Here is a 23,503-nt window from a genome sequence, read left to right as displayed (position 1 = left end):
CTCCGGTAGTTTTAATATTCGGGCAGCATGAATTAGCGTAATATCGCTAACGGCATTATAAATTTCGTCACTAACCCCGTCCATTCGCCATCCGGCGTCCGGGATGCACAATTACCGCTTTTGCTCCATAATGATGCGCATATTCCACAGATTGCACCAGCAGCTCTATCACACGTTGTCGCTTGCTTTCATCGTCAAACCCGAGCAGAACGGAATTCGTGCCGTAATCCGGATCTGGTGTATGAGGAAATGTATTGTGCACACTCGATATGCCATTGTTCCCCGCTCAATCATAGGTTCAATTGTCGTTAGCATTTCCCGGGTAATGTTATAGTTCAGCTCCACCCTGCTAAAGCCCAACTGACGGATTTCCTCTACAAGTTCTCGGCCGACCGTATGCTTTTTTATATTCCAACAGTTAGAGGCTAAATAAATAGATTTCTTATAAATGATCTGTTATCACTTAACTCCCAAGTTCCCTTTTGTTATGTATATTAACATTATGAAGACGCTCTACATATCATAAAACAAATTTATATTATAAAAGAAGCTTATCCATCATCTACTTAAAGACGGATAAGCTTTTACTGTTGTCTAACCTTGTATCCAATTGACCAACGAATGTACTGTCAATGTACCCGGCGCAGCTGTCACAAATGCTGATGAACCGTTGCGCATGGCCAAAAATCCCACTGTTTTTGGAATACCAGGAGCCAGATCCAGATGATTGTCGCTGAAAATACCTTCCTGCTCTGCCGATAGCCACACGTGCCTAGCAAGTACATCCGAACACAGCATGAATCTGCTGCCCCCGCTTCCCTGAATCTCTGTCACTTCAATTTTTGCCTGCGGTAAATCCATCTCTTTCGTGTCTGCAAAATAAATTTCACCAGAGGCCACCTGTTCACCATTCTGCGTTAGACGCGCGACCAGCATATGCTCCGCACGGTTCAGGCCACTCAGCCATTTGTCGATAGGCAGTATATGTACAATTCCTGCACCGCCTGCTGGTTGCTTTACCTTAACGTTCTCTTCATGAATTGCCTGGCTGCTACGGATATGCAAAAGAGTCAGCCGCAGCGTACCTGATATCGGCTCTAGTGTATCGTTGACTAGATGCAGGGCCTTATTCCCCTGTTCTGTATCGGTTGCACTCAACAGCACATCAGCAAAGCTGCGCTTAGCCGTATATTGGAGCGCCTTCCAACGACCAAAATAGTCCATACTCGACCAGGAGGCAACGGGCCAGCAGTCATTCATTTGCCAGTATAATGTTCCCATGCAATAGGGCTTGTGACGACGATGCGCCTCTATAGCTGCTTTCATTGCTTCTGCCTGTAAAATTTGGCTCATGTGAAGAAAACATGTAAAATCCTTTGGCTCTCGCATGTACCGCTCCATATATTCTTTAATCAGACGATTGCCCGCATCGTTCTTCTGATGTGCCAGCATCACCTCAGATTCCAGCTCCAAATCCTTCTCTTCCGCATAAGTACGAACAGACTTGTATTCAGGAAAGGACTGAAAACCATATTCACTCATAAAACGACCCACATGGACATGATAATTCTCAAACGGCTCAGACGCGTGCCATACACCCCAATAATGAATATCACCTGCAGTTGAAGACCGATGGGCATGCTGGTTCCGATCTCTGGTCAGGTCAATCAGCGGGGAGGAGGGCCAATAGGCTGTCTGCGCAGACCAGGTGTGTACCGCCTCCGGTAGAATCCGATGAAAGAGTGTTTCATAATCATTCCATAGGCGTTCCCGTTGCTCAGGTGTGTAGTCCTTTTTCCAGCCCCAGCCTCCATTCTCTTCATAATGCGCCCATGCAGAATCGATCTCATTGTTGCCGCACCATAAGGCAATGCAGGGATGATGACGCAGCCGTTTAATATTGTCCTCGGATTCCTGTGCCACATTGTCCATAAAATCCTCATTCCCCGGGTACATACTGCAGGCGAACATAAAATCTTGCCACACGAGCAAACCGTATTCATCACAAAGCTCATAAAATATGTCTTGTTCATAAATACCGCCACCCCACACCCGCAGCATATTCATATTCGAGGCAGCTGCACTGGCAATTTCATACCGATATCGTTCCATCGTAACTTCAGTGACAAAGCTGTCATTCGGAATATGGTTAGCCCCTTTTGCAAACACAGGGATTCCGTTCAGCTCAAAATAAAAGCTCTCTCCTGCTGCATCCCGTTCACGTACAAGACGGATGGAACGCAGTCCCGTTTTTACTGATTTTTCCGCGATTACAGCTCCTTGTTCTTGCTCCACCAATTCGGCCACAAACGTATATAAATGCGGCTCCCCCAGCCCACGGCACCACCACAGCTTCGGCTTCTTCATCTCCAGCTCCAGCTCGACCGTCTGCTTCCCCTTCAGCAGCCGTACCGGCTTGGACCACACCTTCCCGTCAGCGGAAATACGCAACTCGGCATCTCTAATCTCATCTGCATTTTCGATCTCTACCACTGCCATGAGTTTAGCCCCTACCGAATTCACCTCGTCCTGTCGAATAAACAAGTCTCTCACGATTAGACCGGACCACGCCTCGATCCGGACCTCTCTCCAGATACCGCTCGTCACCAGCCTCGGTCCCCAGTCCCAACCATAGTGGTAGGGAGCCTTACGCGCGAAAACGCTTACCTTTTTGTCGGACAAACCACCGATCTCGGACTGATCATTGGGTGCAGGGAGTCCATAACCTAAGCTTTCCAGCTTGGGTACATCTTCAGCAATCGGAGAACGAAAACTGATTTCCAGCCGATTTTCCCCTTGCTGAACAATTGCCTTCACATCCTGTCTCCATACCCGAAACATATTATTGGCTGACAAGACATATTGGCCATTCACTTTTACATTCGCGTATGTGTCCAGACCTTCCAACACCAACTCTACACATTGACATTGAAGCTGATCTGCATTTATCTCAAAATGGGCTTCATATATCCAATCCTGCTTATCAATCCACTGTACCTCCATCTCGTTCATACCGATAAACGGATCAGGAATTTTGCCATGCCGTAAAAGATCAGTATGCACACAACCCGGCACTTTCGCGCTGAGCCACTCATCACTTTGTGCTTCCCTAAACCTCCAGCCATCCAACCCTATCACATTAACCATCGTCACAAGCCTCCTATAAGCATGATTGGGAACATCTGGATTCGTCAGTAACATAACAAAAATAACATTAAGCTAACAAAATAGTCAATTGTTTTTTAGAACAAATGACAAAATACAAAATAAAAGTCGCCCTCTGCCCCTAACAGGCTAAAAGCGACCTCCTTCGTCTTCACGGTGTATGGTGTCATAACACGTATCTGGACATTAACTATATGTGATTGTGCTGATGGGACGCTCACGGTCATCATTTTCCCGACTGATCCGGGGTGCATGAACTTCCCGTACGAATAGCTCAGCATGTAGCAACTTTTTCTCGACAGGCGAGTTCGGGTTCGTTATGCGCCATAACAACTGGTCCACTGCACGCATTCCCAGCAATTCCTTATCCACTCTCACCGTGGCATAAATCGGCATTTGTTCATTCGTATCGTCAAACCCGGTCACTCCGCAACGCCTCGGAACGTCAATCCCCTTTTCTTTCAGAACATCCACGACTTGCGCAGCAGTCACATCATTAGCACATACAAAAACCTCAGGCAGTTCGTCCTCGGACAACTTTTCCATTTCCTCAGCAAGCGCTTGCGCTCCCCTGTGAAGAAGAGCTTTAATCTGCCGCAATTCTACTCCGCTCATTTCCAGTGTGGATCGACATGCTTCCCAGCGTTCGTAGAAACTGTGAGCGTCATCAATATGACCTACAAACTGAAAGCGGGTATAGCCCCTACACAGCAAGTCCTTCATTAATTCACTCATGCATGTGCGATTATCTGTAAACACCGTATCACTTAAAAATGCAGAATCCCAATGATCTACCATAACGACCGGAATACCCATCCGATAAATGTTCAGCAACAATGAAGTTGAAATCGTCCCTACCGTGATAATTCCTTTAATCGACTCTGGATTCAGTAAAGAAAACATGTCTTCAGTCGAGGGCTCCGTTAACGTGATCATATCCATACCCTTACGGTTCAGACGCTCGGAAATCCCTTCAAATACAGGTCCCCAGTACCTAGATTCCCTGTTCTGGTACCTAATATTCGGAAATAACACTAGCACGGTACCCGACCATTCTCTGGTATCTGTGTCCCGAGGCTCTACCCCTGTGATTTTGGGATGACTGCGAAAATAGCCCATCTGGGCGGCAAGCTTGACCAGAACCGCCCTTGTCTCTTCACTTACACCGGGTTTGCCTGACAGTGCACGCGAAACAGCGAACTTTGAAACGCCCGCCGCATCCGCAATTTCTTGCAACGTTACTTTTCCACGCATCTTCTCACCCAACCCTATTCGGAATCTTTTTCTACCTTAATCTTTCTAATACACGGGTGTACCTATAAACTGGTACCATCGTAGCATACTTTGTTTTAGATCATCAAATGATTGATTTGTACAAATCCACACCCTGCACCAAAATATGTTTGCTTAATAAAAAAACAAACCGCATAACAAGCAATTATAAATTACTTGACGTGAGGTTCTTTATTTCCTACAATTTACTATTGAAAGCACTTACATTGTGTAAATCATACTTATTAAGGGGGATTTGCAAATGTTCATGAACAGGTCGGTACGACAGAGTTCCATTCTACTCCTGTCTTTGCTGCTGCTCGTTACAACGGGCTGCGCGAATGGAACAGACGGTAAGGCAGAAAAGGAAGATCCTAATGACACCAGTCCCATTACTCTTACTTTCTTTGGCGGTGATTCCAGCTCTAACTGGAACAACATGAAGGATGCTGTCGGGCAGGAAATTATCAAGAAAACGGGTGTTACGCTAAATGCCGAACATGCTGTCAATGGTCGAGGCGAGGAAAAGTTTGCTTTAATGGCAGCAAGCGGAGAGTATCCAGATCTCGTGTACCCCAAAGGAGACATTGGAAAAATGGTCGACGCCGGGGCACTCATTGACTTAACCGACCTCATTGACAAATACGGCCCTAACATTAAGAAAGTGTATGGAGACTATTTTAATCGTATTAAATATAGTAGTGAAGATCCAGCCATTTACACGATCCCGACCAATTTGGGTGTGGATCACATCGCGTTTGATGCACAAGCTGGCTTCGAAATCCAGCATCAGGCACTTAAGAAGCTTGGATACCCTAAAATCCGCACCGTTCAAGATTTTGAAAAAGCACTTAAAGATTATGTCGCCAAATATCCTACCACCAATGGCCAGCCTACCATCCCCCTATCACTCGATGCCGAAGACTGGAAAATTCAAATTACGGTGACAAACCCGGCTGTTACTGCTACAGGTGGACCCGACGATGGCGAATATTATATTGATCCTAAAACACACAAAGCCATTCTTCACTACAAGCGCCCAGAGGAACGTGAATATTTCCGTTGGTTGAACCATATGTACAATGAAGGACTGTTGGATAAGGATACATTTGTGCAAAAAAGTGATCAGTACAAGTCCAAAATCGCCGCAGGCCGTGTCATCGGACTCATTGATCAGGAATGGAACTACCAAGATGCCGAAAATGCGCTCAAGGCAGCAGGTAAGGATGAATTCACTTACGCCCATTTTCCAGTCACTTTAAATGAAAAATACGAGGACCATTCCCTCCAGCCCATTGGCTTCGATACTGCATCCGGGATCGGAATTACAACCTCATGCGAAAATCCGGTGCGAGCTATCAAGTTTCTGGATTTTCTGGCCTCCGACGAAGGACAAATTTTACGCAATTGGGGAATTGAAGGCCAGCATTACAACGTAGAGAACGGCAAACGAGTCATTCCGGCGGATGTGCAACAACGTAAAAACACCGATAACGCTTCTTTTAGCAGAGAGTCAGGAATCGGTTTGTACTGGATATGGGGGCCACATTATGGCGATAGCGTGAAGGACCCTTCTGGCAACTATTACACAACCAATTATCCAGAGATGATTACCGAAAATTATAGTCAAGCCGAAAAAGAGTCCCTTCAGGCATACAAAGCCCAGACGTGGAAAGACCTGTTTCCGAACGAAAAGGATTTTCCGGTAAAAGAGTGGGGTGCTGCCTACAACATGCCTGTTCCGACCGATACGAATTACAATGTTATTTATCAAAAGTCGCAGGACATTGTACGCAAACGGATTCCTGAGGCTGTACTCGCCAAGCCAGATCAGTTCGACGCTGTGTATGACCGCATGCTCCAAGAGCTGGATCAGGCAGGTGTGCCAAAGGCTGAAGAAATCTATACTGGCCTAATCCAAAATCGGCTGAAACTGTGGTACGGTGAAAAATAAGGTTTGCTTTTTAATGAAATATTATAGGGCTGACAGACCATGCTGTTCAGCCCTTCTACATTAACTTTTACATTAAATATTCTGTTTGGTTTCTTTTTCTTTCCAAGAATTACTTTTCCCTGAAACACGATGGACGTAAAACAATAAAATGATTGGAATCAACGCAATCCCGCCACACATCACCCAAGATATTTGAATAGGTGTTTGATCGGAAGACAAATCCGTAAAATTACGACTGATGATCCCTGTCACGATTAAACCTACGCACATGCCTAATTGTGAAATCGCAGAATCCAGAGATAGTAGTGTAGAACGATACTCATTAGAGATTCTTTTGTTCAGAAAAATTTGTTTGGCAACCGGGTACATGCCGCGTCCAATTTCATAGATCAAAAAGGTAAGCAATACAGGATAAAATGTGTTGAACGCACCAGCTAAAATGAGCCATACCCCTATCATGCCGCAAGCATACATGAGTATATGTACATCACTGTATCGTGCGCCTAGCTTTCGAACCAGATAACTTCCCAAAGTCATACATAGTGAATAGCCTGCCTTGATAAACCCCATAATCCAAATTCCTTGTTCGGAAAGGCCAACCAGACGTGGCTGTTGAAATGTATTCCCCGCTGAGTTCGAAAAGCTGATAAATAAACCAATCATAAACACAATCCAGATGGACTTATTTTCAAAACCGATACGGACGCTTTCTCCGATAATCGTTTTAATGCGAGTAGTAGACGTCTTTCGATGAGCAACATTCTCCTCATCCATATAAAAGGAACATAGAAAAATGCATACAATAATAGATAAAATACTGACTGCCCATGGAAGTGAATAGTTATAGGTTGCGAGAAAGGCCCCCAACAGACCACAAATAAATCCCGAAATGTACTGTATACTGTTAGAGGTTGTAAAAAGAACTTCCATGGGCTTATCACTGTTTTCCACAACCCAGGATTCTAACGAACCTGATTGTAAACATATAGCCAGACCCCCAAAAACTTGCGCGAACACAAGCACCCCGATATGATCTGTCCAAACGAACAACACACTGTAGACTAAAAAACAGCAAAGTCCCAAAATAACAGAAATTTTTCTGCCATACTTGTCTGCAATCGCCCCTGTGGGTATCTCAAACAAAAAAATACTTACAAAAAATACAACCAGTAAGAAGTTCGCACTTTGCAGAGAAAGTCCTTTAGCTAATAGAAATAGGATGAGCGTAGTCCCCGTGATTTCACTCATAAAAAATTGAAGAAAGCTGACGGAGTAAAATAGCTTATGAGGTTGCACTCTCAGGACTCCGTCGCTTGCTCTCAGCCTTATATTCACTTCGCAAAATCCCCATCTGAATAATGTCATAGTATTGCCCTTCCCTGAATAGCTTTTCCCGCAGCCGACCTTCTTCCTTGAAGCCGCAGGCCAGATAGCAACGGTGTGCACGTTCATTGAACGCATAGACCTCCAACTCCAGCCGATGCAGATTCAGCGTATGAAATGCGAATTTTTGTAACAACCGGATCGCTTCCCGTCCGTAACCTTTGCCCAGATCGCCGTCACGCCCGATCACAACACCAAGGGTGGCGTGCCGATTCACCCAGTTGATTTTGAATAAATCCAGTTGTCCGATATAGTCCAGTGTGTCTTTATGCGCAATGACAAAACCTTTGATCTCGGGGTTGCCGTCAATCATCATCTGCACAAAGGATTCGCTATTCACCTGTGAATGCGGGTAGATAAACACGTCGCTTAAACCACGTGTGATTTCCGGGTCATTGACCCATTTTCGGATAGCTGGTATATCTTCTTGACGGTATTCTCTCAATACTATTCGTTTTCCAATGATATGCGGCATCGTAATCTTCCCTCCAATTATGTATTTGTTTTGGCAATACTAACTCGCCGCCAACACCTTTACGCTTCCATTACTCTCACAAACTCCAGAAAACGTGTACCTTTATAATGAAGCTCCCCACGATCCCCGATCACAATCATACCAAAGTCTGTATCCTTCACCTCCAGCTCCATACGTTCACCCCCGTCAAACTCAAAGGTGATATAATAATATGTCGAAGCTGAAAAATCGCCTGATCCCCCACGCACTCTCGTCCGTTTATCCACAACCTTACATGAACGTTGTACCCGTTCGGCTGCTTGATTGGACAGGCCCGCTCCTATCGTTTTGACAATTCCCATAATCATTACAAAAGCAATGAGTCCAAATACGATAAAAAAGATTGTATTAAACGATTGAAATTCCATAAAATCACTTCCCATTCGCTTCATCCTTTCTACAGTAAAATGTAAATTTTCCATTCTATTGCCCATTGACAAATCGTACATCTTCACCCTCAAAAACTCCAATACTTTTTTAACATACTTACGAAAAAAAAGTTCTTTCGCTCTTTTCCGCACCCCGCTTGGACTTATACCCGATCTGGGTCCTCTGATCCCCTCTAGACCGATTGACAAAACTATATATAGATATAAAATAGAAAATGTACTCTAAATATAGTGTAAAAAACGTATTTATGCCCGATATCTTGAAGATACAGGTATGAAAATACATGTAAATATAGAGTCAAAATCTTAAATGGCGCAGCCAGCAAGGGATTCCATCTATAATAGATCCCAGGCAATGCGTTTTCTTTTTTCGTTAATTGTTTAAGGAGGTTGCATACCATGCTGATTGCATATGATTCGAAGACCGGCAATGTAAAAAGATTTATAAACAAGCTCAAGCTTCCAGCGGTTCAGATCGAGGAGCAAATGACTATAGAAGAACCTTACGTACTTATTACATATACAACTGGGTTTGGGCAGATACCTGAGAGGGTATCTTCCTTTTTGAAAAAGAATGCTCAAAACCTTGTTGGTGTAGCTGCAAGCGGCAACCGTAACTGGGGTGAGAAATTTGCCAAAAGTGCGGATTTGATTGCCGATCATTATAATGTCCCCGTGATTAGTAAATTTGAATTATCTGGAACGTTCGGAGATGTAGAGCGTTTTAAACAGGAGGTGAGCCGAGTTGCGGCATATTGAATTGAACAACATGTTGATGAAACGCGATACAGACGGCTTTTTCCAATTGGAAAAAGACCAAGAGGCTGTAGCAGAGTTTATGAAGGAAGTTCAGGAACGGAGTTTGAAGTTTGCTGACACAGCCGCTCAAGTGCTGTATATGATTGAGAATGATTATTACGAAAATTTCTATAACAGCTACACGGCTGACGAAATTAATGATATTTTCCATATCACTCATAGCTATAATTTTAAATTTCCTTCCTATATGGCAGCATCCAAGTTTTACACCGACTATGCAATGAAGAGTAACGACCGGAAAGTCTATCTGGAACATTACCCTGACCGGGTTGCTGCTGTCGCGCTGCATTTAGGACGCGGTAATGCCGATACGGCACGCCTGTTGTCCCGCTCGATGATGGAGCAACGCCTCCAGCCAGCAACACCAACCTTCCTGAATGCAGGCAAAAGCCGCCGTGGGGAATTGGTATCCTGCTTCCTGCTCGAAATGGACGACTCCCTGAACTCAATCAACTATGTGCTGAACACCTGCATGCAGTTGTCCAAAATCGGGGGCGGTGTTGCGGTCAACCTGTCGAAACTGCGGGCACGCGGCGAAGCGATTAAAGGCGTAGAAGGCGCAGCAAAAGGCATTATGCCTGTGCTGAAGCTGATGGAAGACGGCTTCTCCTATGCGGATCAAATGGGACAACGTAAAGGCTCTGGGGCAGCCTATTACAACATTTTCGGATGGGACGTGCTTGAGTTCCTGGATAGCAAAAAGATCAATGCTGACGAAAGAGTACGTCTCAAGACACTTTCTATTGGATTGCTGGTGCCAAACCGCTTTTACAAGCTGGCTCAAGATAATGAACCGCTGCATGTATTTGCTCCTTACAGTGTGTTCAAAGCCTATGGAACGCATCTGGACGACATGGATTTGGATGAAATGTACGACACGTTGCTCGCTGACGATCGGGTGAAGAAAAAAATAGCGATGAGCGCACGTGACATGCTGACGAAAATTGCCATGATTCAGTTGGAGTCTGGTTATCCATATATCATGAACAAAAGTAACGCGAACCAGGCACATGCTCTTAAAAACGTGGGTCAAGTCAAGATGTCGAACCTATGCACGGAAATCTTCCAGTTGCAGGAAACTTCCGAAATTACAGATTACGGCCAACAGGATACCATCCGCCGGGACGTGAGCTGTAATCTGGCTTCTCTGAACATTGTAAATGTGATGGAACATGGCAAAATCCGCGAATCCGTTCACGAGGGTATGATCGCGCTCACCTCAGTCAGCGATATGACCCAAGTAGCTAATGCACCAGGTGTTGCGAAAGCAAACCGTGAAATGCACTCCGTCGGACTGGGTGTTATGAATCTGCACGGCTATCTTGCCAAGAACAAAATTGCGTATGAAAGCAATGAAGCGAAGGACTTTGTCCGTACCTTCTTCATGACGATGAACTATCATTCCATCGAAAAAAGTATGGAAATCGCGAAAGCAGCTGGACAAAGCTTTTATGGATTTGAGGAATCGGATTATGCGACAGGCGTATATTTTGACCGATACCTGAACACAGATTATCGACCAACAACTGCACGTGTACAAGAGTTGTTCAAAGACATCTATGTTCCGACTTCAGCGGACTGGGACAAATTAAAAGCAGATGTGATGAAAAATGGTCTGTACCACGCCTATCGGATGGCGATTGCGCCGACTGCTAGCATTTCGTACATTCAAAATGCAACATCCAGCGTCATGCCGATTGTTGAGCAGATTGAAACCCGTACCTATGCCAATTCGACGACCTACTATCCAATGCCTTATTTGCAAAAGGATAACGTGTTCTTCTATAAATCTGCTTATCAAATGGACCAGTTCAAAGTGCTTGATCTGATTGCAGAAATCCAGCCGCACGTGGACCAAGGAATTTCGACCGTGCTTCATGTGAACAGTGACGTGACTACGCGTCAGTTAGCACGTTGCTATCTGTACGCTGCACACAAAGGACTTAAATCGTTATACTACACACGCACCAAAAAGCTGTCTGTGGAAGAGTGCCTCACCTGCTCCATCTAAAGTATAAGGTAACAAGCTGTAGTATAAAAATTAGATTTTGAATAGATATAGATGCTTTGCATTAGAAGCTGTATCCAGCGTGTGGTTCAGACCTTTTCGGGACTGGACAGACCCTCGCGGATACAGCTTCCGTATGTCAAGCATACGATGATTCGCCTGCACTATTTCAATGTGTGTTTCCAGGGAATCTCACAAGCTGAAGGGAGAATGCTAACAATGACAGGTATACAAGCTGTAAACTGGAATCGCTCGGACGATGATTTCACACTGATGTTCTGGAACCAGAACATTATGCAATTTTGGACGGATGATGAAATCCCGTTGTCTGACGATAAAATGTCCTGGGTAACCCTCAGTGATATCGAAAAAGAAGCCTACATGAAGGTGCTGGGCGGCTTGACGCTACTGGATACCATTCAAGGCGGCGTGGGTATGCCGCAAATTATGGAGCATGTGGACGGACTACAGCGCAAAGCTGTACTAAGCTTTATGGCGATGATGGAACAAATTCATGCCAAGTCGTACAGTAGCATCTTTACAACGCTAGCTTCCACGGAAGAAATTGACGGCGTATTCCGCTGGGTGGAAGAAAATCCACATCTCCAAACCAAGGCAGAAACCATTCGTCAGTATTATATGAATATCCACACACCGAAAGACCTGTATCTCGCGATGGCAGCGTCGGTGCTGTTAGAAAGCTATTTATTTTATAGCGGCTTCTTCTACCCTCTTTATCTGGCGGGCCAGGGCAAGTTGACATGCAGTGGAGAAATTATCGATTTGATCCTACGGGACGAAAGTATTCACGGTGTGTACGTAGGTGTACTGGCACAGGAGATTTATGCAGAATTGGATGAGGAAGAACAACGTGATCTTTACCAGACACTGGTAGGCTTGTTGCGCTACTTGCACAATAACGAGGAACAATACACCGAGCAAATTTACACTCCTATTGGACTCGTAGACGATGTGAAAGTCTTTTTGCGCTACAACGCCAACAAGGCCATGATGAACTTGGGCTTTGATCCACTGTTTGAAGAAGAGGAAGTTAATCCCATTGTATTCAACGGCATCAGCACTCACACTAAGCAGCATGATTTCTTTTCTAAAAAAGGAAACGGCTATGTGCGGGCGATGAATGTAGAGCCGCTGACAGATGATGATTTTAATTTTGGCGTATAAGTACAAATACGTGAAATTAATTTAGCAAGGTGATACTATGAAGAGCCGTCCGCATGCGGATGGCTCAGACTGTAAAATAATAGGGTTTCAGAACTTGTTCCTAAGTTCTGAAACCCTATTATTTTCTTAAAACTACCTGCTATGCAGGTGGTTCCGGAAAGCTTCGAGCAGTAGTTTACATATTCACATGCGTTCTCTTATATAAAACTGGTATGGCCACTGCTATAAGAATCATACCCATAAAAGCGGGTGCGGCATGACCAAGTGATACATAGATTTGACCTCCAATGATAGGCCCCATCATTCTTGCTAAAGCCTGAATAGATTGACTACCTCCTTGAATCCTTCCTTGTTCACTAGAATCAACAGACTTGGAGAGCATCCCATTGAATGAAGGCCCAAAGACTGAATCACCAAAACCAAATATAAACATTCCAGCGATAAAAAGAGGATAGAATGAGAACAAAGCAGATAGCGCAATAAGACTATAGCCTATAATCTCCGAAACCATTCCAAGAATGGCTATCTGTTTATCACTAAGTTTTCTCAAAAGCTTTGGCATGATGAAACCTTGTGAGATAATGTCTTGGACACCCATAATTGAGAACATAAGTCCGATTAGTGCAGGCTTCCAACTAAAAGTATCCATTGTAAATTGTGAAAAAACGGCCTGTAAAGATCCGTTGGGTATCCAAAGTAAGAACGCCGAGATAAGTAGCCTGTTTAAGTTTTTCATGGAAAGCAGGTTTGCAAGCTGTATGAATGGATTAAGTCTTACAAAAGTAATTTCTTTCAGTCTATGTTTCTTGTCAAGGCTCTCAGGCATAAAAAAGAATCCATATATAACATTCACTAAAGTTATAATTGCTCCAAAATACATGGGTACAGAATAACCAAACTTGGCAAGTAACCCGCCTACAGTTGGGCCAATGACGGTACCTACACCTACAACCGCACTCACCCATCCAAAGTATTTAGTTCTCTGTTCTGTAGGAATGATGTCTGCAAAATAGGCGAAGATCGTGCTTATGCTCCCACCTGTTATACCCTCTATTATGCGTCCCGCAAATAGTACCCATAGAGCTCCTCCTATGCCAAAAACCAAGTACCCGATTGCGGAACCCAAAAGGCATACTAAGAGCAATGGACGACGGCCATATTTGTCACTCAGAGCTCCAAGCACGGGGGCCGCAAAAAACACGCAGAAGGCATAAACAGAAGTCAGCAGCGTGACAACGATAGCTTGTTCTCCCGGATTGCTTATATAAGGCTGTACTAAGAAAGGGACGACAGGTGCTATGATACTGAAGCCTATTCCGCAAAGAAACACAGAGATAAGACCGAATATTAAAGCGTGTTTATCTACGGTTTGTTCTGTGTTCTGTTCATTGTGTGATCTAAATTTGAACATTAAATTCTCCCCTCAAAGGCTATGTTTTTATTTCCTTGGAAGCAAAAACATCGTATCACAATTTTGCTTCCTCGGCAACAAAATAATAGCAAAAAAAAAGGCTGCCTGTTCTCAATAGAGCCCGGCTGCCTGTGATTTGATTTTCATTATTCAGATTTATTCCGACTTAATATCTATACCCTGTTTCTTTATTTCCGCATCCAAATGCCTATTATACTTTTCCACGAAGCTAAGCATACTATCAAATTGTTCCTCGGTTACCTGTTCAAACACGGCTTTATCTCGCTCTTGAAACTCTTTATGCAAGTCCTCATGGATTTTATAGATTACTTTCCCTTGCTCCGTAAGCCGAAAATAGATTTCTTTCTTGTTATCCGGCTTCTGGTAGCTTTCGATAATGCCTTTTTTTATGAGCTTCTTAGTTATTTTACTTATGGCACCGCTAGTCATATAAAGGGACTCCGCAAGTTTTGTCACGTTGGAATCTACATTTCTTTCAATGTATTCGATGCAATGGACTTCAGAAGACTTATAACCCTTAAGACTGTCTTCCATCTTATCCTTATTAAGCCACACCATCTTGTTATATAAGTCCCTGAACCCCATCATGACCTGTTCTTCTTTGTTCATGGCCTGTCCTCCCACCCGTTGGTGCATTAACAACATAATATAATATATTTTTGTTTCTATTTCAACAAGCGTCTAAGCATTCAGTAAATAAACCTAATCTACTAAACGGCAAGCAGGGTAAAAAAGATATCACTCCCCATGCTGTATGTATATTTATTCTTCAGACGAGGACATACACGCAAAAAAACGGCCAGATCGCTAAAGTAGCGGAATCGAGCCGTTTTCCATTTCTTAAGACCGAGCCTCTGTGAACATTTGAAAGGTGACACCAAACTTGTCTGTTACATTCCCATAAGCTGGACTAAAATGGGTTTCCTGCAAAGGCATTCCCACCTGTCCTCCTTGCTGTAGAGCATCAAACATTTTTTGAGCTTGCTCCACACTATCGGTTGTAATACAGATGCTCACCTGATTCCCACTGCTAAACGGTGATCCGGGAAAGGTATCAGAAAACATGAGCTCTGTCTCACCCACTTTAAGGGTAGCATGTCCCACACGTTCCTTGACCTCTGCGGGAATGGGAAAATCGGGGTTTTCCGGCATTTCTCCAAAGGTTTGAATAAAAAGCAGTTGAGCATCCAATGCCTCTTTATAAAATTCGATTGCTTCTTTTGCATTTCCATCCATCGTGATGTAAGGAATCAAACGTTTGGACATCTTCAACACAGCTCCTTTAATTCGAGGTGATTAACCCAGCATTTCTCCTGTATTATATACAAAACTTGTCAAGAAAAACAAATCTGTATTCTTAGCTTTCATGCACTTGAACGCCAAGCTGCTTTAGCTCCTTTATCGCTTCCGTAACGTTACGCTGTGGATGAAGCGCAGAGATCATCTGTGCAGTGATCGGAACGCCGTTGAAAATCTGGCTTACCACTCCTAGAGAAATCGGCAACTCATAGTAACTTTCAGCCCAATCCTGATATTCCTCCGGTGTAACTATAATTTTCCCCAGCAAAAAGGATGAGCCATCGTCATATCCCTCAGGAAAGTTCGTGTTGCCCTTACTCCACTCCTTATCTCCCGCTTCCCTCCACATACAAAAGGTAACGTCCTCCTTCTCCAGTGCTTCATCTTCCAAAAGCTCCATCATATCATCAGGCACACCGTCATACATGCCCGGCCAGACCTCATATTCGTCTCTCGCATGAGGACTTACAGGGGATTCGTGGTCAAAACCCTTCAACAGCACACCTCCACACGTCCATAGCATATGAATCGTATCTCCAGCGCCGTTGTTCACCTCACCTAGGCACACATCACCAGACCATTCAGACTGCATACGATACGTGCGTAACCAATCTTCTGGAGACAATATAATATCCAGCGTTGACAGCAGCATCATTCTCTCTTTTAAACCATTCGGCGTTACCTGTGCATCAAGCATCATATTCTTCATCATACCTCCACTTTGTCCATGCGTACTAAGAATTCATCTGTCCCTGCCTATATCTTTCAAGCTTCGCCCGCTCAACCACCTGCCGAATGAATGGTCCTTTGGCTTCGGTATACGCTGCACGGTCATATCTGAATGGGTACGCCAAATCTTTTTTTAAAGTATCATACGCTTGCAGGCTATCAGGATGCGCTTTTAAGTAATCTCTGAACAATAGATGGTTTTCCCAATGCTCATCTTTATACTTGTAAATATGCAAGTGATGAGTCCCAGCTCCCCATTCTCCACGGCGAAAGAAAGCTCTCTCTGGAAAATCAGGCTTATGTACATATTCATATTGAAACCCTTGTAGACGCTCTCGATGTTCGGATTGAAGACTTGCCAACTCCTCCACTCCAACCATAATATCAATAATAGGCTTGGCTCCCAGATCGGGAACGGACGTACTACCGATATGCTCTATGCCAACACATACATCTCTGAGAGCCTCTACAATTTTCCTTTTCTCTCGCATATACTCTTCAGCCCACTGCGGGTCATACCCGGATATTTCCACCTGCGAGGACATACATGAACACACCTCCACTAGCTTTCTAAAAAATGCCTTCTAATCGTGCTTGGCACAAATCAGAAGGCATTCTCTTGTTCAAATTAAAAATCATTCAGCAATTCCAGCCCTATCATTCGGCTTCTCAATCACGATCAGACAGGTGCTGTCTGGCAAAGGAACCCGCTGGCCCTGCTCATCCATGAACTCAACACGGCTGGACAGCGCCTCGGCATAGCCCTCCTGTAAATAGTGGCGGCTCACCCTGATAATCGCTTGTGGTCCAAGTGTGTTACGAATACGCTCTTCATACTGTGACGGGGTAAAATAACCAAACTGCTCCTGCACTTCATGTATATAGGCTTCCGCCCCCCATGTATAGGTATATAGAAATTCCATCGCATCATTTACTGGCAAAACAGCCTCATGCTCCCCCACACGCTCTATTTCAATGTGGCGGCCCGCAAAATCTTGCGCATACCGCATCAGCCATTCCATTCCGTCAGGCTCCAAAAATCGAATTCGTCTGCGCTGCTCTACTGGTTCGGTCATAATACCGTCTCGAATGATAATGCGTCCGCCGGGTGCAAGTACACGATAAGCGCTTTGCAAAGCAGCTTCCACTGTTTGTGAGTTGAACCTTTTTCCATCTCGTTCGATGTAGGAATACAGCTCGTGAAGAATCGAAGAGAAAATAACCGTGTCCATGCTTTCTGTTTCCACAAATTCTTCCAGTCGGAGCGCATCACCTTTGATGACATCCCAACGACGGTGCTCCAATTGCTTTTTACGTTTAAGAGCCTCAATCACATTCACAGAAATATCAAGACCCAACGGCTTCGAGTCCGGTCTTTCCTGCTCGATCAGGTCCAGCAGTACGCCCCCGCCAGGTCCGATATCCAGTATACGGGTTCCAGTCACGTAATCCAGAATGACCCTTTTGAAATCTCCGGTCTGGTTCATATCTGTAAGGTACGTCTCCTCATTGTGAAAGCGATCATAAGCATCACGCCGTAATCCGAACAGATCAAACAGCAGCAGGACTGCTTTGTCATACAGAGGCGTCTTTTCTGCCTCAATACAAAAGTCGATCAATTTTTCAGCAGCTGATGAAAATACAAAATTAAAAAATACAGTACTTGGCAGCTCCTCTTTATGCTCCACGATCACACTTAAGTGAGGATTATGCTTCCGTTTTCCTTTTGAGATGTCCTGCCAAGACAGTGCACTTAAATATTTTTCTATCATTCGTTTTTTATATACGTTAATTTTCTTGACACCACGATAGTCATAATACATCGTATTCATGAGCGATTCGAAACTGATATGGCGAACGGTTGCAGGCTGTTCCTGCCCTGTGCCATCCCTCAATGTGAGTAAAAATACCTTTACCAGTTCTTGAAGTGAAAAATCCTGCAAAGCTGATTCTACATACCAAAGTGTCCGATTCTCCAACGGAGCCAGCGCCTTCTCTACATTCAACTCCCGCTCTAGTTCTGTGTAAGCCTGCTCGAACGGCTCCCCTTCATGAATGGAAACCGACCGTAATCTTTCCAGTCGCTCCTTTACACTCCAGACTACAGGTGCATTATCCCATGCAATCCAGCCGATCAGCTGCTCCACTTCACTGCGTACTTGGTCCCATAATGCAGGTTCTACCCCGGCGATAATACATTCGTTCAGAGCCCGTAAAACAAGCTCCAGTTCCTCAGGGCTCAGCCAGCCCTTACGAGTAATTTCAAGCAGCAGTCGATTTTCCGCAAAAGGAATTTCTCCCCGTATATATTGCCCAATCAATCCATGCGTCTCAATCAGAATTCGGGTCATGCTATTGCGCGGGTAAGCAGGGGACTCCGCTTGGGCCTGTCTGACATACAGTTGAGAGGAGCCGATATTATGTACAAATAAATTAATTCCCTCATGCTGCCAGCGTAGCCGTTCGCGGACTGTGCCTCCTTTGGCTGTCTCAGACCATACCAAAACATCCTCCAGTAGCTCTTTAACCCAGAATGACAATGGAAGTCCGTCCAAAATAAGCAACGTGCGCTCCACGTAGTCCAGCACAGGATTGGCATCCTTTAACTCACCTATGGATCGAATGCGTTCCAAATTTACAATACGCTCCTCAGCCGAAACAAGCAGCTTTAGCCAAGTCGGTGTATCCCAGGCCAGATCATTTTCTTTCCTGTAATTAGCAATGGCTTTTAACGATTGCAGCATTTTTCTCACCTCGTGTGATTCGGATTCGGTATGCACAGGAGACTTTGGATAGGATATTTGGATAAAACCTTGTATATAGTACACTTTACCATACATTTGTAGCTTCCATCTCGTGGAAAATATTAAACATTTGTATCAATTAATCGCTTGACATATTCTAGGCTTCACATAACCTGATTTAAAGTTCCCATAGTTTCCGAGACGTCTCTCCCTCCCAAAAGCAAAAAGATACCTTCCAGCCTAAGGCCGAAGATATCTCATTGATATTGTTAGACGCAGCAAAATCATTTCTCTGCGATGTTTTATAAAGTTATAGCGTCGCTATGTGACGCGTCAATCGTCTAGCATATATTCTGCTTAGTTATTAACGGAGACGCCATCTGGCACTGGAATACCAAAATTAGGTGTTCCATCTTCCTTCCAGTTGAACGGCTGAACACGTGTATGACGATTCGGGTCATACAGCGGGTCGCCTGTAATTTCCTTGTAATTCCGGGCGTGATATACGATTACATCGCTACCGTCAGCAGCAACCGTAAAACTGTTATGACCTGGCCCGAATTGTCCTGTTTCCTCATTGGTGCAGAATACCGGCTCAGGTGATTTCGTCCATGATTTCGGATCAAGTAAATCCGCATTCTCATCTGCTGTCAACAGGCCCATGCAATAATTGTGGTCTGTGGCGCTAGCTGAATAACTGATAAAGATCCGCCCGTTCCGTTTCAGAACCGCTGCTCCTTCATTCACCTTAAAACCGATGATTTCCCAATCATATTCAGGAGTGGAGATCATGACCTGCTCACCGCGCAGCGTCCATGGATTGCTCATTTCAGAAATATACAGATTGGAATTACCGACGATGTCAGGGTCCTTCTGAGCCCACACATAATACAAAACCCCATTATGCTGGAAGGTTGTCGCATCGAGAGCGAACGTCTCCCAACGGGTTTTGATCTGTCCTTTTTCCACCCATTCCCCTTCCAGAGGATTAGCTGAATCATTTTCCAGCACGAACATCCGGTGGTCGAACAGGCCTTCCTTCGTTTCCGTTGTACGAGCTGCTGCAAAATAAATGTACCATTTGTCGTTAATATAATGAATTTCCGGTGCCCAAATGTTCGCACTTAACGGGCCCGTTTCATATTTGTGCCACACTGCGACAGGCTCTGCTGTACTCAAGCCTTGAATAGTACTTGCTCGTCGAACCTCAATGCGGTCATACTCTGGCACAGATCCGGTGAAATAATAGTATCCGTCACTATGCTTGTAAATCCAAGGGTCTGCCCGTTGCTCAATGACCGGATTATTAATGGGTACAGATTGATTCATGGTTATTCTCTCCTCTATGTGTAGTATGTAGTTCAAACAAATTAATCGCTGATACGTTTTCCCCAAATGGAAATTCCTTTTTCATTCATACCCGTGAAAATTAAAGTATGGCGACCAAGCTCCCAGTCCCATGAAGGAAGCAATAACAATTCTTCCTTTGTTCCCGCGGATGTATTGCTCCAATCCATTGTTAGAGTACGCTTGCCATCAAAACTCCAGTGACCTTCAAGAGAACCGCTGGTTGCCCGCCCTCCATCTTCCAGACGGAGCGGTTCAGCTTCCACCTGGCCGTCTACTTCCTGCCTTATCACGATGCGCTCCCAGTTGCCGGATAATAGCCTTTTGGGTATATCCTGCTCCTTTTCGCCCGCATAGCGCTCCGGAGAGACGACCGGCCAGCCCTCTGCCGTCCACAATATTTTGCGTACATGCAGGTACGGCCAGCTCTTGTCCGTTTCTCCCCGCGCATGATGTACAATATAATAGTCCGCACCGTCCTTCAGGACAGAATTGTGACCCGGCGCAATCCAGCCTTCTCCTTCGCTGAACCGATAACCGCCCAATACCTTGTTTCCAATCTCGTATTGAGGCAAATAGCTGGTATCTGCCATATCATGTCCATTCATGTCCACATAAGGGCCTGTGATAGAATCTGAACGGGCAACACGAACATTGTAGTCCTCAAACAAAGAATCATACGAGACGAACAAGTAGTATTTACGGAACATTGGATTGTACACAATGTAAGGCCCTTCTACAGCACCGTCCTCAGTTGCCCGATCTCTGGCAGCGATATTTTTACCATAGCCAGATTCTTTGAGCTTTCCAGTCTGGGGATCAAGCGGTGTAATATAAATACCGCCGAAAAAAGAGCCGTATACCATCCATGGATTTCCCTCTGCATCCAGCACCGGATTGGCATCAATCGCATTCAGCTTGTCATGCTCTCCTGTTTTAACGACCAGCCCCTCATCCTTCCAAGGGCCTTCCGGGGAGCTGGACGTCTGCAATCCAATCGCAGACCGTGTGCTGCCAAAGGTAGAAGCGGAGTAATACATCCGATAGGTATCACCCACCTTGATGATGTCCGGTGCCCACAGATTGGTTGCCGATGACCACGCCTCTGCTTCCTTTGGAATGCCGGGGAGTGCATACTGAACCCAGTTCCAGTGAATCAGATCAGTCGATTTGCGTACCATGACACCAGGTCTCAATTCTCCACCTGTCTTTACATCCGTTGAGTAGACATAATAGCCTTGATCTGTTTTGATAATCGCCGGGTCATGTGCATTGTTAATGGTCCAGCGCTGTTCATCATTAATCGTACTCTGATCATACAAGTGATCGGGAGGCGGAGCCTGCGGATACACAGGGTCCGGAGTGTTATCCCCACAGCCGGATAGACCCAGCATAAGCAGCATAACCATAACTGTTATTCTCCTCCTTCCTTTACCCATTACATATTGTGACTGCCTTACATCATTCATCCGTCCCCTCCAAGTGTCAATTAACCTTTGACACCCGAAATGGCAACCGATTCAATAATTTGTTTCTGGAAGATCAAGAATATAATCAGTACAGGTAACAAGGCTATAATCGATGCTGCCATAATAAGCGGATAGTCCGTCTGAATAGCGTAAGTCGCATTAAAATTCGCGATAACCAGCTGCAATGTCTGCGTTTCTGGTGAGTTCAAGTAAATAATCGGTGCCAAATAATCGTTCCAAATCCCCATGAACCATAAAATAAGCTGTGCCGCAACTGCCGGCTTAATGAGCGGGAACGTAATCGACGAATAGAGTCGGAAATAAGAACTTCCGTCAATTTTCGCAGCTTCGATAATGGCATCCGGTACGCTAAGCAAGTATTGCCGTAGGAAAAAGATCATAACTACATTTCCGAACAAACCTGGAACGATCAGAGGCAAAAGTGTATCGACCCAGCCAAGTTTGGAAAACATCATAAACTGTGGAATCATAACCGTTGGGTATGGAATCATCATAGATGCGATGAGTGCCAAAAACAGTTTGTTTTTATGAGGGAATCTCAGCTTTGCAAATGCAAAAGCGGCCACACTGGATGTGAAGGTACCAACAACGGTAACACTTACAGCCACAATCACGCTGTTCTTGATCCCGCTTAACAAAGGTCCTGCTTCCCAAATTTCCTTATACTTGCCAAACTGGAACACCTCTGGTATCCATACTGGTGGAAGAGCAAAGACATCCTGCTTTTCTTTCACCGAAGTGGACAGCATCCAAAGCAGCGGCGCGATCATCACAATCGCTCCAATCGCTAGTACAATAAAGATAATGATATTGGTAACTTTCGTTTTTTGACTATGGGACATAATCAGACTCACTCCTTTCCGCGAAAATCAATCCCCATCAAAGGACGATTTTTCATTCATTTTAAATTGAATCAAAGTTACGATAAAAATGAAGATGCCGAGAATCATAGCCATCGCGGAGGCATATCCCATTTGCAGGTTTTTAAATGCCTTATCCCAAATATAAAAGACGATTGAGGCGGATGAGTATTCCGGACCCCCTGTAGGTGTCATAATGTTCATTTCAGTAAAGATTTGCGAACCACCAATGATATTAGTTACGACCAGGAAGAAGGTTACTGGTTTCACCATTGGCCATGTAATATTACGGAACATCTGGAATCCGCTAGCTCCATCTAGCTCTGCTGCTTCATAATAAGAGCGAGATACGCTTTGCAGGGCTGCCAAATATAGCAGCATCGTATATCCGAGACCCTTCCAGACGGTCATGAGAATCAAGGCCGGTTTGACCGTATCTTTATCCATCAGCCAGTTAGGACCCTTAATACCGAATATTTCGAGGAATTGGTTCACCAAACCATAGTCTCCGTTGTATGCCCAGTTCCACATAATAGAAACGGCAGCCAACGAAGAAATAACCGGGATATAGTAAATCACACGAAATGTTGTCGTACCTGGAATCTTGCGATTCAAACCTAGTGCCAGCAGTAAAGCTAGTACAAGACCGATCGGAATACCCAGCATTAAGAAAAGAGTATTGTACATCGATTTATAAAAGAGCTCATCGCTAAATAAATCTTTAAAATTGTCGAGGCCAATAAAGTTCATTTGTCCCAATCCGTCCCAGTCTGTAAAAGAGCCGTATAACGAATAGACAAACGGGAATAACGTAAAGATTAGCAGACCGAGAATAGGTGGAAGAATAAATAAGTATCCATATACCTTCTCTTTGCGGTAGAGATTAGATTTGGTTATCACAGGGCTCACCTCT

At 44.6% G+C, this 23,503-nt stretch carries 19 protein-coding genes and 1 pseudogene; 4 read left to right on the top strand and 16 right to left on the bottom strand.

Annotated features, from left to right (window positions below; genetic code table 11):
- Positions 1-97: 97 nt before the first annotated feature.
- The 3 genes and pseudogenes from ACWGXJ_RS09555 to ACWGXJ_RS09545 form a co-directional block, all read right to left on the bottom strand.
- Positions 98-453, bottom strand: a pseudogene (locus tag ACWGXJ_RS09555) (sugar phosphate isomerase/epimerase); the annotation flags it as partial.
- A gap of 141 nt (positions 454-594) precedes the next feature.
- Positions 595-3,147 (bottom strand): beta-mannosidase, encoded by a 2,553-nt coding sequence (locus ACWGXJ_RS09550; protein ID WP_452566627.1) that lies wholly within the window; start codon positions 3,145-3,147, stop codon positions 595-597.
- Positions 3,148-3,351: 204 nt separating this feature from the next.
- Positions 3,352-4,419 carry a LacI family DNA-binding transcriptional regulator gene (locus ACWGXJ_RS09545; RefSeq protein ID WP_250261767.1) on the bottom strand — a complete coding sequence of 356 codons (1,068 nt, stop codon included), beginning with the start codon at positions 4,417-4,419 and terminating at the stop codon, positions 3,352-3,354.
- Positions 4,420-4,699: 280 nt separating this feature from the next.
- Here ACWGXJ_RS09545 and ACWGXJ_RS09540 point away from each other — a divergent pair, with 280 nt between their 5' ends.
- Positions 4,700-6,391, top strand: coding sequence for an ABC transporter substrate-binding protein (locus ACWGXJ_RS09540; protein WP_452566626.1), 1,692 nt, complete (start codon positions 4,700-4,702; stop codon positions 6,389-6,391).
- Between the two features lie 72 nt (positions 6,392-6,463).
- Here ACWGXJ_RS09540 and ACWGXJ_RS09535 read toward each other — a convergent pair whose 3' ends face one another.
- Genes ACWGXJ_RS09535 through ACWGXJ_RS09525 form a run of 3 tightly spaced genes read right to left on the bottom strand, consistent with a single transcriptional unit; the run spans position 6,464 to position 8,671 of the window.
- Complete coding sequence (locus ACWGXJ_RS09535) at positions 6,464-7,687, bottom strand: MFS transporter (RefSeq protein WP_452566625.1); 1,224 nt, start codon at positions 7,685-7,687, stop codon at positions 6,464-6,466.
- The gene (locus ACWGXJ_RS09530) at positions 7,674-8,249 is read right to left on the bottom strand and encodes a GNAT family N-acetyltransferase (protein WP_452566624.1); all 576 of its coding nucleotides are present in this window, start codon (positions 8,247-8,249) and stop codon (positions 7,674-7,676) included. The genes ACWGXJ_RS09535 and ACWGXJ_RS09530 overlap by 14 nt, the downstream gene beginning before the upstream one ends.
- A gap of 59 nt (positions 8,250-8,308) precedes the next feature.
- Positions 8,309-8,671 (bottom strand): DUF2500 domain-containing protein, encoded by a 363-nt coding sequence (locus tag ACWGXJ_RS09525; RefSeq protein WP_061828689.1) that lies wholly within the window; start codon positions 8,669-8,671, stop codon positions 8,309-8,311.
- Between the two features lie 405 nt (positions 8,672-9,076).
- Between ACWGXJ_RS09525 and nrdI the strand changes: the two genes are divergently transcribed.
- The 3 genes from nrdI to nrdF all read left to right on the top strand — a co-directional run bounded on the left by nrdI (position 9,077) and on the right by nrdF (position 12,689).
- The gene (nrdI, locus tag ACWGXJ_RS09520) at positions 9,077-9,436 is read left to right on the top strand and encodes a class Ib ribonucleoside-diphosphate reductase assembly flavoprotein NrdI (RefSeq protein ID WP_016819181.1); all 360 of its coding nucleotides are present in this window, start codon (positions 9,077-9,079) and stop codon (positions 9,434-9,436) included.
- The gene (nrdE, locus tag ACWGXJ_RS09515) at positions 9,423-11,507 is read left to right on the top strand and encodes a class 1b ribonucleoside-diphosphate reductase subunit alpha (RefSeq protein WP_061828561.1); all 2,085 of its coding nucleotides are present in this window, start codon (positions 9,423-9,425) and stop codon (positions 11,505-11,507) included. Before nrdI ends, nrdE begins: the two co-directional genes overlap by 14 nt.
- Before the next feature lie 216 nt (positions 11,508-11,723).
- A complete protein-coding gene (gene nrdF, locus ACWGXJ_RS09510; RefSeq protein WP_029516760.1) occupies positions 11,724-12,689 on the top strand; it encodes a class 1b ribonucleoside-diphosphate reductase subunit beta in 966 nt (321 codons plus the stop codon).
- 175 nt (positions 12,690-12,864) lie between these two features.
- Here nrdF and ACWGXJ_RS09505 read toward each other — a convergent pair whose 3' ends face one another.
- From ACWGXJ_RS09505 to ACWGXJ_RS09460, 10 genes are all read right to left on the bottom strand, one after another.
- Positions 12,865-14,100 (bottom strand): MFS transporter, encoded by a 1,236-nt coding sequence (locus ACWGXJ_RS09505; protein ID WP_250261769.1) that lies wholly within the window; start codon positions 14,098-14,100, stop codon positions 12,865-12,867.
- 156 nt (positions 14,101-14,256) lie between these two features.
- On the bottom strand, positions 14,257-14,730 hold the full coding sequence (locus ACWGXJ_RS09500; RefSeq protein WP_235308061.1) for a MarR family transcriptional regulator: 474 nt from the start codon (positions 14,728-14,730) through the stop codon (positions 14,257-14,259).
- Positions 14,731-14,961: 231 nt separating this feature from the next.
- Positions 14,962-15,387: a VOC family protein gene (locus ACWGXJ_RS09495; protein ID WP_235308060.1), complete on the bottom strand. Its 426-nt coding sequence runs from the start codon at positions 15,385-15,387 to the stop codon at positions 14,962-14,964.
- A gap of 91 nt (positions 15,388-15,478) precedes the next feature.
- Complete coding sequence (locus ACWGXJ_RS09490) at positions 15,479-16,132, bottom strand: hypothetical protein (protein WP_452566623.1); 654 nt, start codon at positions 16,130-16,132, stop codon at positions 15,479-15,481.
- Between the two features lie 22 nt (positions 16,133-16,154).
- Positions 16,155-16,694 carry a GrpB family protein gene (locus tag ACWGXJ_RS09485; protein WP_452566622.1) on the bottom strand — a complete coding sequence of 180 codons (540 nt, stop codon included), beginning with the start codon at positions 16,692-16,694 and terminating at the stop codon, positions 16,155-16,157.
- A gap of 90 nt (positions 16,695-16,784) precedes the next feature.
- The gene (locus ACWGXJ_RS09480) at positions 16,785-18,893 is read right to left on the bottom strand and encodes a class I SAM-dependent methyltransferase (protein ID WP_452566621.1); all 2,109 of its coding nucleotides are present in this window, start codon (positions 18,891-18,893) and stop codon (positions 16,785-16,787) included.
- Between the two features lie 357 nt (positions 18,894-19,250).
- Entirely contained in the window at positions 19,251-20,222 is a 972-nt protein-coding gene (locus ACWGXJ_RS09475; protein WP_254327869.1) for a glycoside hydrolase family 43 protein, read from the bottom strand.
- A gap of 41 nt (positions 20,223-20,263) precedes the next feature.
- Positions 20,264-21,649, bottom strand: a complete 1,386-nt coding sequence (locus tag ACWGXJ_RS09470) for an arabinan endo-1,5-alpha-L-arabinosidase (protein WP_254326049.1) — start codon at positions 21,647-21,649, stop codon at positions 20,264-20,266.
- 80 nt (positions 21,650-21,729) lie between these two features.
- On the bottom strand, positions 21,730-22,572 hold the full coding sequence (locus ACWGXJ_RS09465) for a carbohydrate ABC transporter permease (RefSeq protein ID WP_025723511.1): 843 nt from the start codon (positions 22,570-22,572) through the stop codon (positions 21,730-21,732).
- A 27-nt stretch (positions 22,573-22,599) separates the two neighbouring features.
- The gene (locus ACWGXJ_RS09460) at positions 22,600-23,490 is read right to left on the bottom strand and encodes a carbohydrate ABC transporter permease (protein WP_013309768.1); all 891 of its coding nucleotides are present in this window, start codon (positions 23,488-23,490) and stop codon (positions 22,600-22,602) included.
- Between the last annotated feature and the right edge of the window lie 13 nt (positions 23,491-23,503).

Source organism: Paenibacillus sp. S33 (assembly GCF_053615415.1).
The sequence above is the reverse complement of the archived record's forward strand: the minus strand, read 5'-3'. Positions and strand labels throughout refer to the sequence as shown.

What these genes read in the sequence shown, in the direction of transcription:
- ACWGXJ_RS09550 (WP_452566627.1), bottom strand. Translation starts at nt 3,147, where the DNA reads ATGGTTAATGTGATAGGGTTGGATGGCTGGAGGTTTAGGGAAGCACAA.
- ACWGXJ_RS09545 (WP_250261767.1), bottom strand. Translation starts at nt 4,419, where the DNA reads ATGCGTGGAAAAGTAACGTTGCAAGAAATTGCGGATGCGGCGGGCGTT.
- ACWGXJ_RS09540 (WP_452566626.1), top strand. Translation starts at nt 4,700, where the DNA reads ATGTTCATGAACAGGTCGGTACGACAGAGTTCCATTCTACTCCTGTCT.
- ACWGXJ_RS09530 (WP_452566624.1), bottom strand. Translation starts at nt 8,249, where the DNA reads ATGCCGCATATCATTGGAAAACGAATAGTATTGAGAGAATACCGTCAA.
- ACWGXJ_RS09525 (WP_061828689.1), bottom strand. Translation starts at nt 8,671, where the DNA reads ATGGGAAGTGATTTTATGGAATTTCAATCGTTTAATACAATCTTTTTT.
- nrdI (WP_016819181.1), top strand. Translation starts at nt 9,077, where the DNA reads ATGCTGATTGCATATGATTCGAAGACCGGCAATGTAAAAAGATTTATA.
- nrdF (WP_029516760.1), top strand. Translation starts at nt 11,724, where the DNA reads ATGACAGGTATACAAGCTGTAAACTGGAATCGCTCGGACGATGATTTC.
- ACWGXJ_RS09505 (WP_250261769.1), bottom strand. Translation starts at nt 14,100, where the DNA reads ATGTTCAAATTTAGATCACACAATGAACAGAACACAGAACAAACCGTA.
- ACWGXJ_RS09500 (WP_235308061.1), bottom strand. Translation starts at nt 14,730, where the DNA reads ATGAACAAAGAAGAACAGGTCATGATGGGGTTCAGGGACTTATATAAC.
- ACWGXJ_RS09495 (WP_235308060.1), bottom strand. Translation starts at nt 15,387, where the DNA reads ATGTCCAAACGTTTGATTCCTTACATCACGATGGATGGAAATGCAAAA.
- ACWGXJ_RS09490 (WP_452566623.1), bottom strand. Translation starts at nt 16,132, where the DNA reads ATGATGAAGAATATGATGCTTGATGCACAGGTAACGCCGAATGGTTTA.
- ACWGXJ_RS09485 (WP_452566622.1), bottom strand. Translation starts at nt 16,694, where the DNA reads ATGTCCTCGCAGGTGGAAATATCCGGGTATGACCCGCAGTGGGCTGAA.
- ACWGXJ_RS09480 (WP_452566621.1), bottom strand. Translation starts at nt 18,893, where the DNA reads ATGCTGCAATCGTTAAAAGCCATTGCTAATTACAGGAAAGAAAATGAT.
- ACWGXJ_RS09475 (WP_254327869.1), bottom strand. Translation starts at nt 20,222, where the DNA reads ATGAATCAATCTGTACCCATTAATAATCCGGTCATTGAGCAACGGGCA.
- ACWGXJ_RS09470 (WP_254326049.1), bottom strand. Translation starts at nt 21,649, where the DNA reads ATGGTTATGCTGCTTATGCTGGGTCTATCCGGCTGTGGGGATAACACT.
- ACWGXJ_RS09465 (WP_025723511.1), bottom strand. Translation starts at nt 22,572, where the DNA reads ATGTCCCATAGTCAAAAAACGAAAGTTACCAATATCATTATCTTTATT.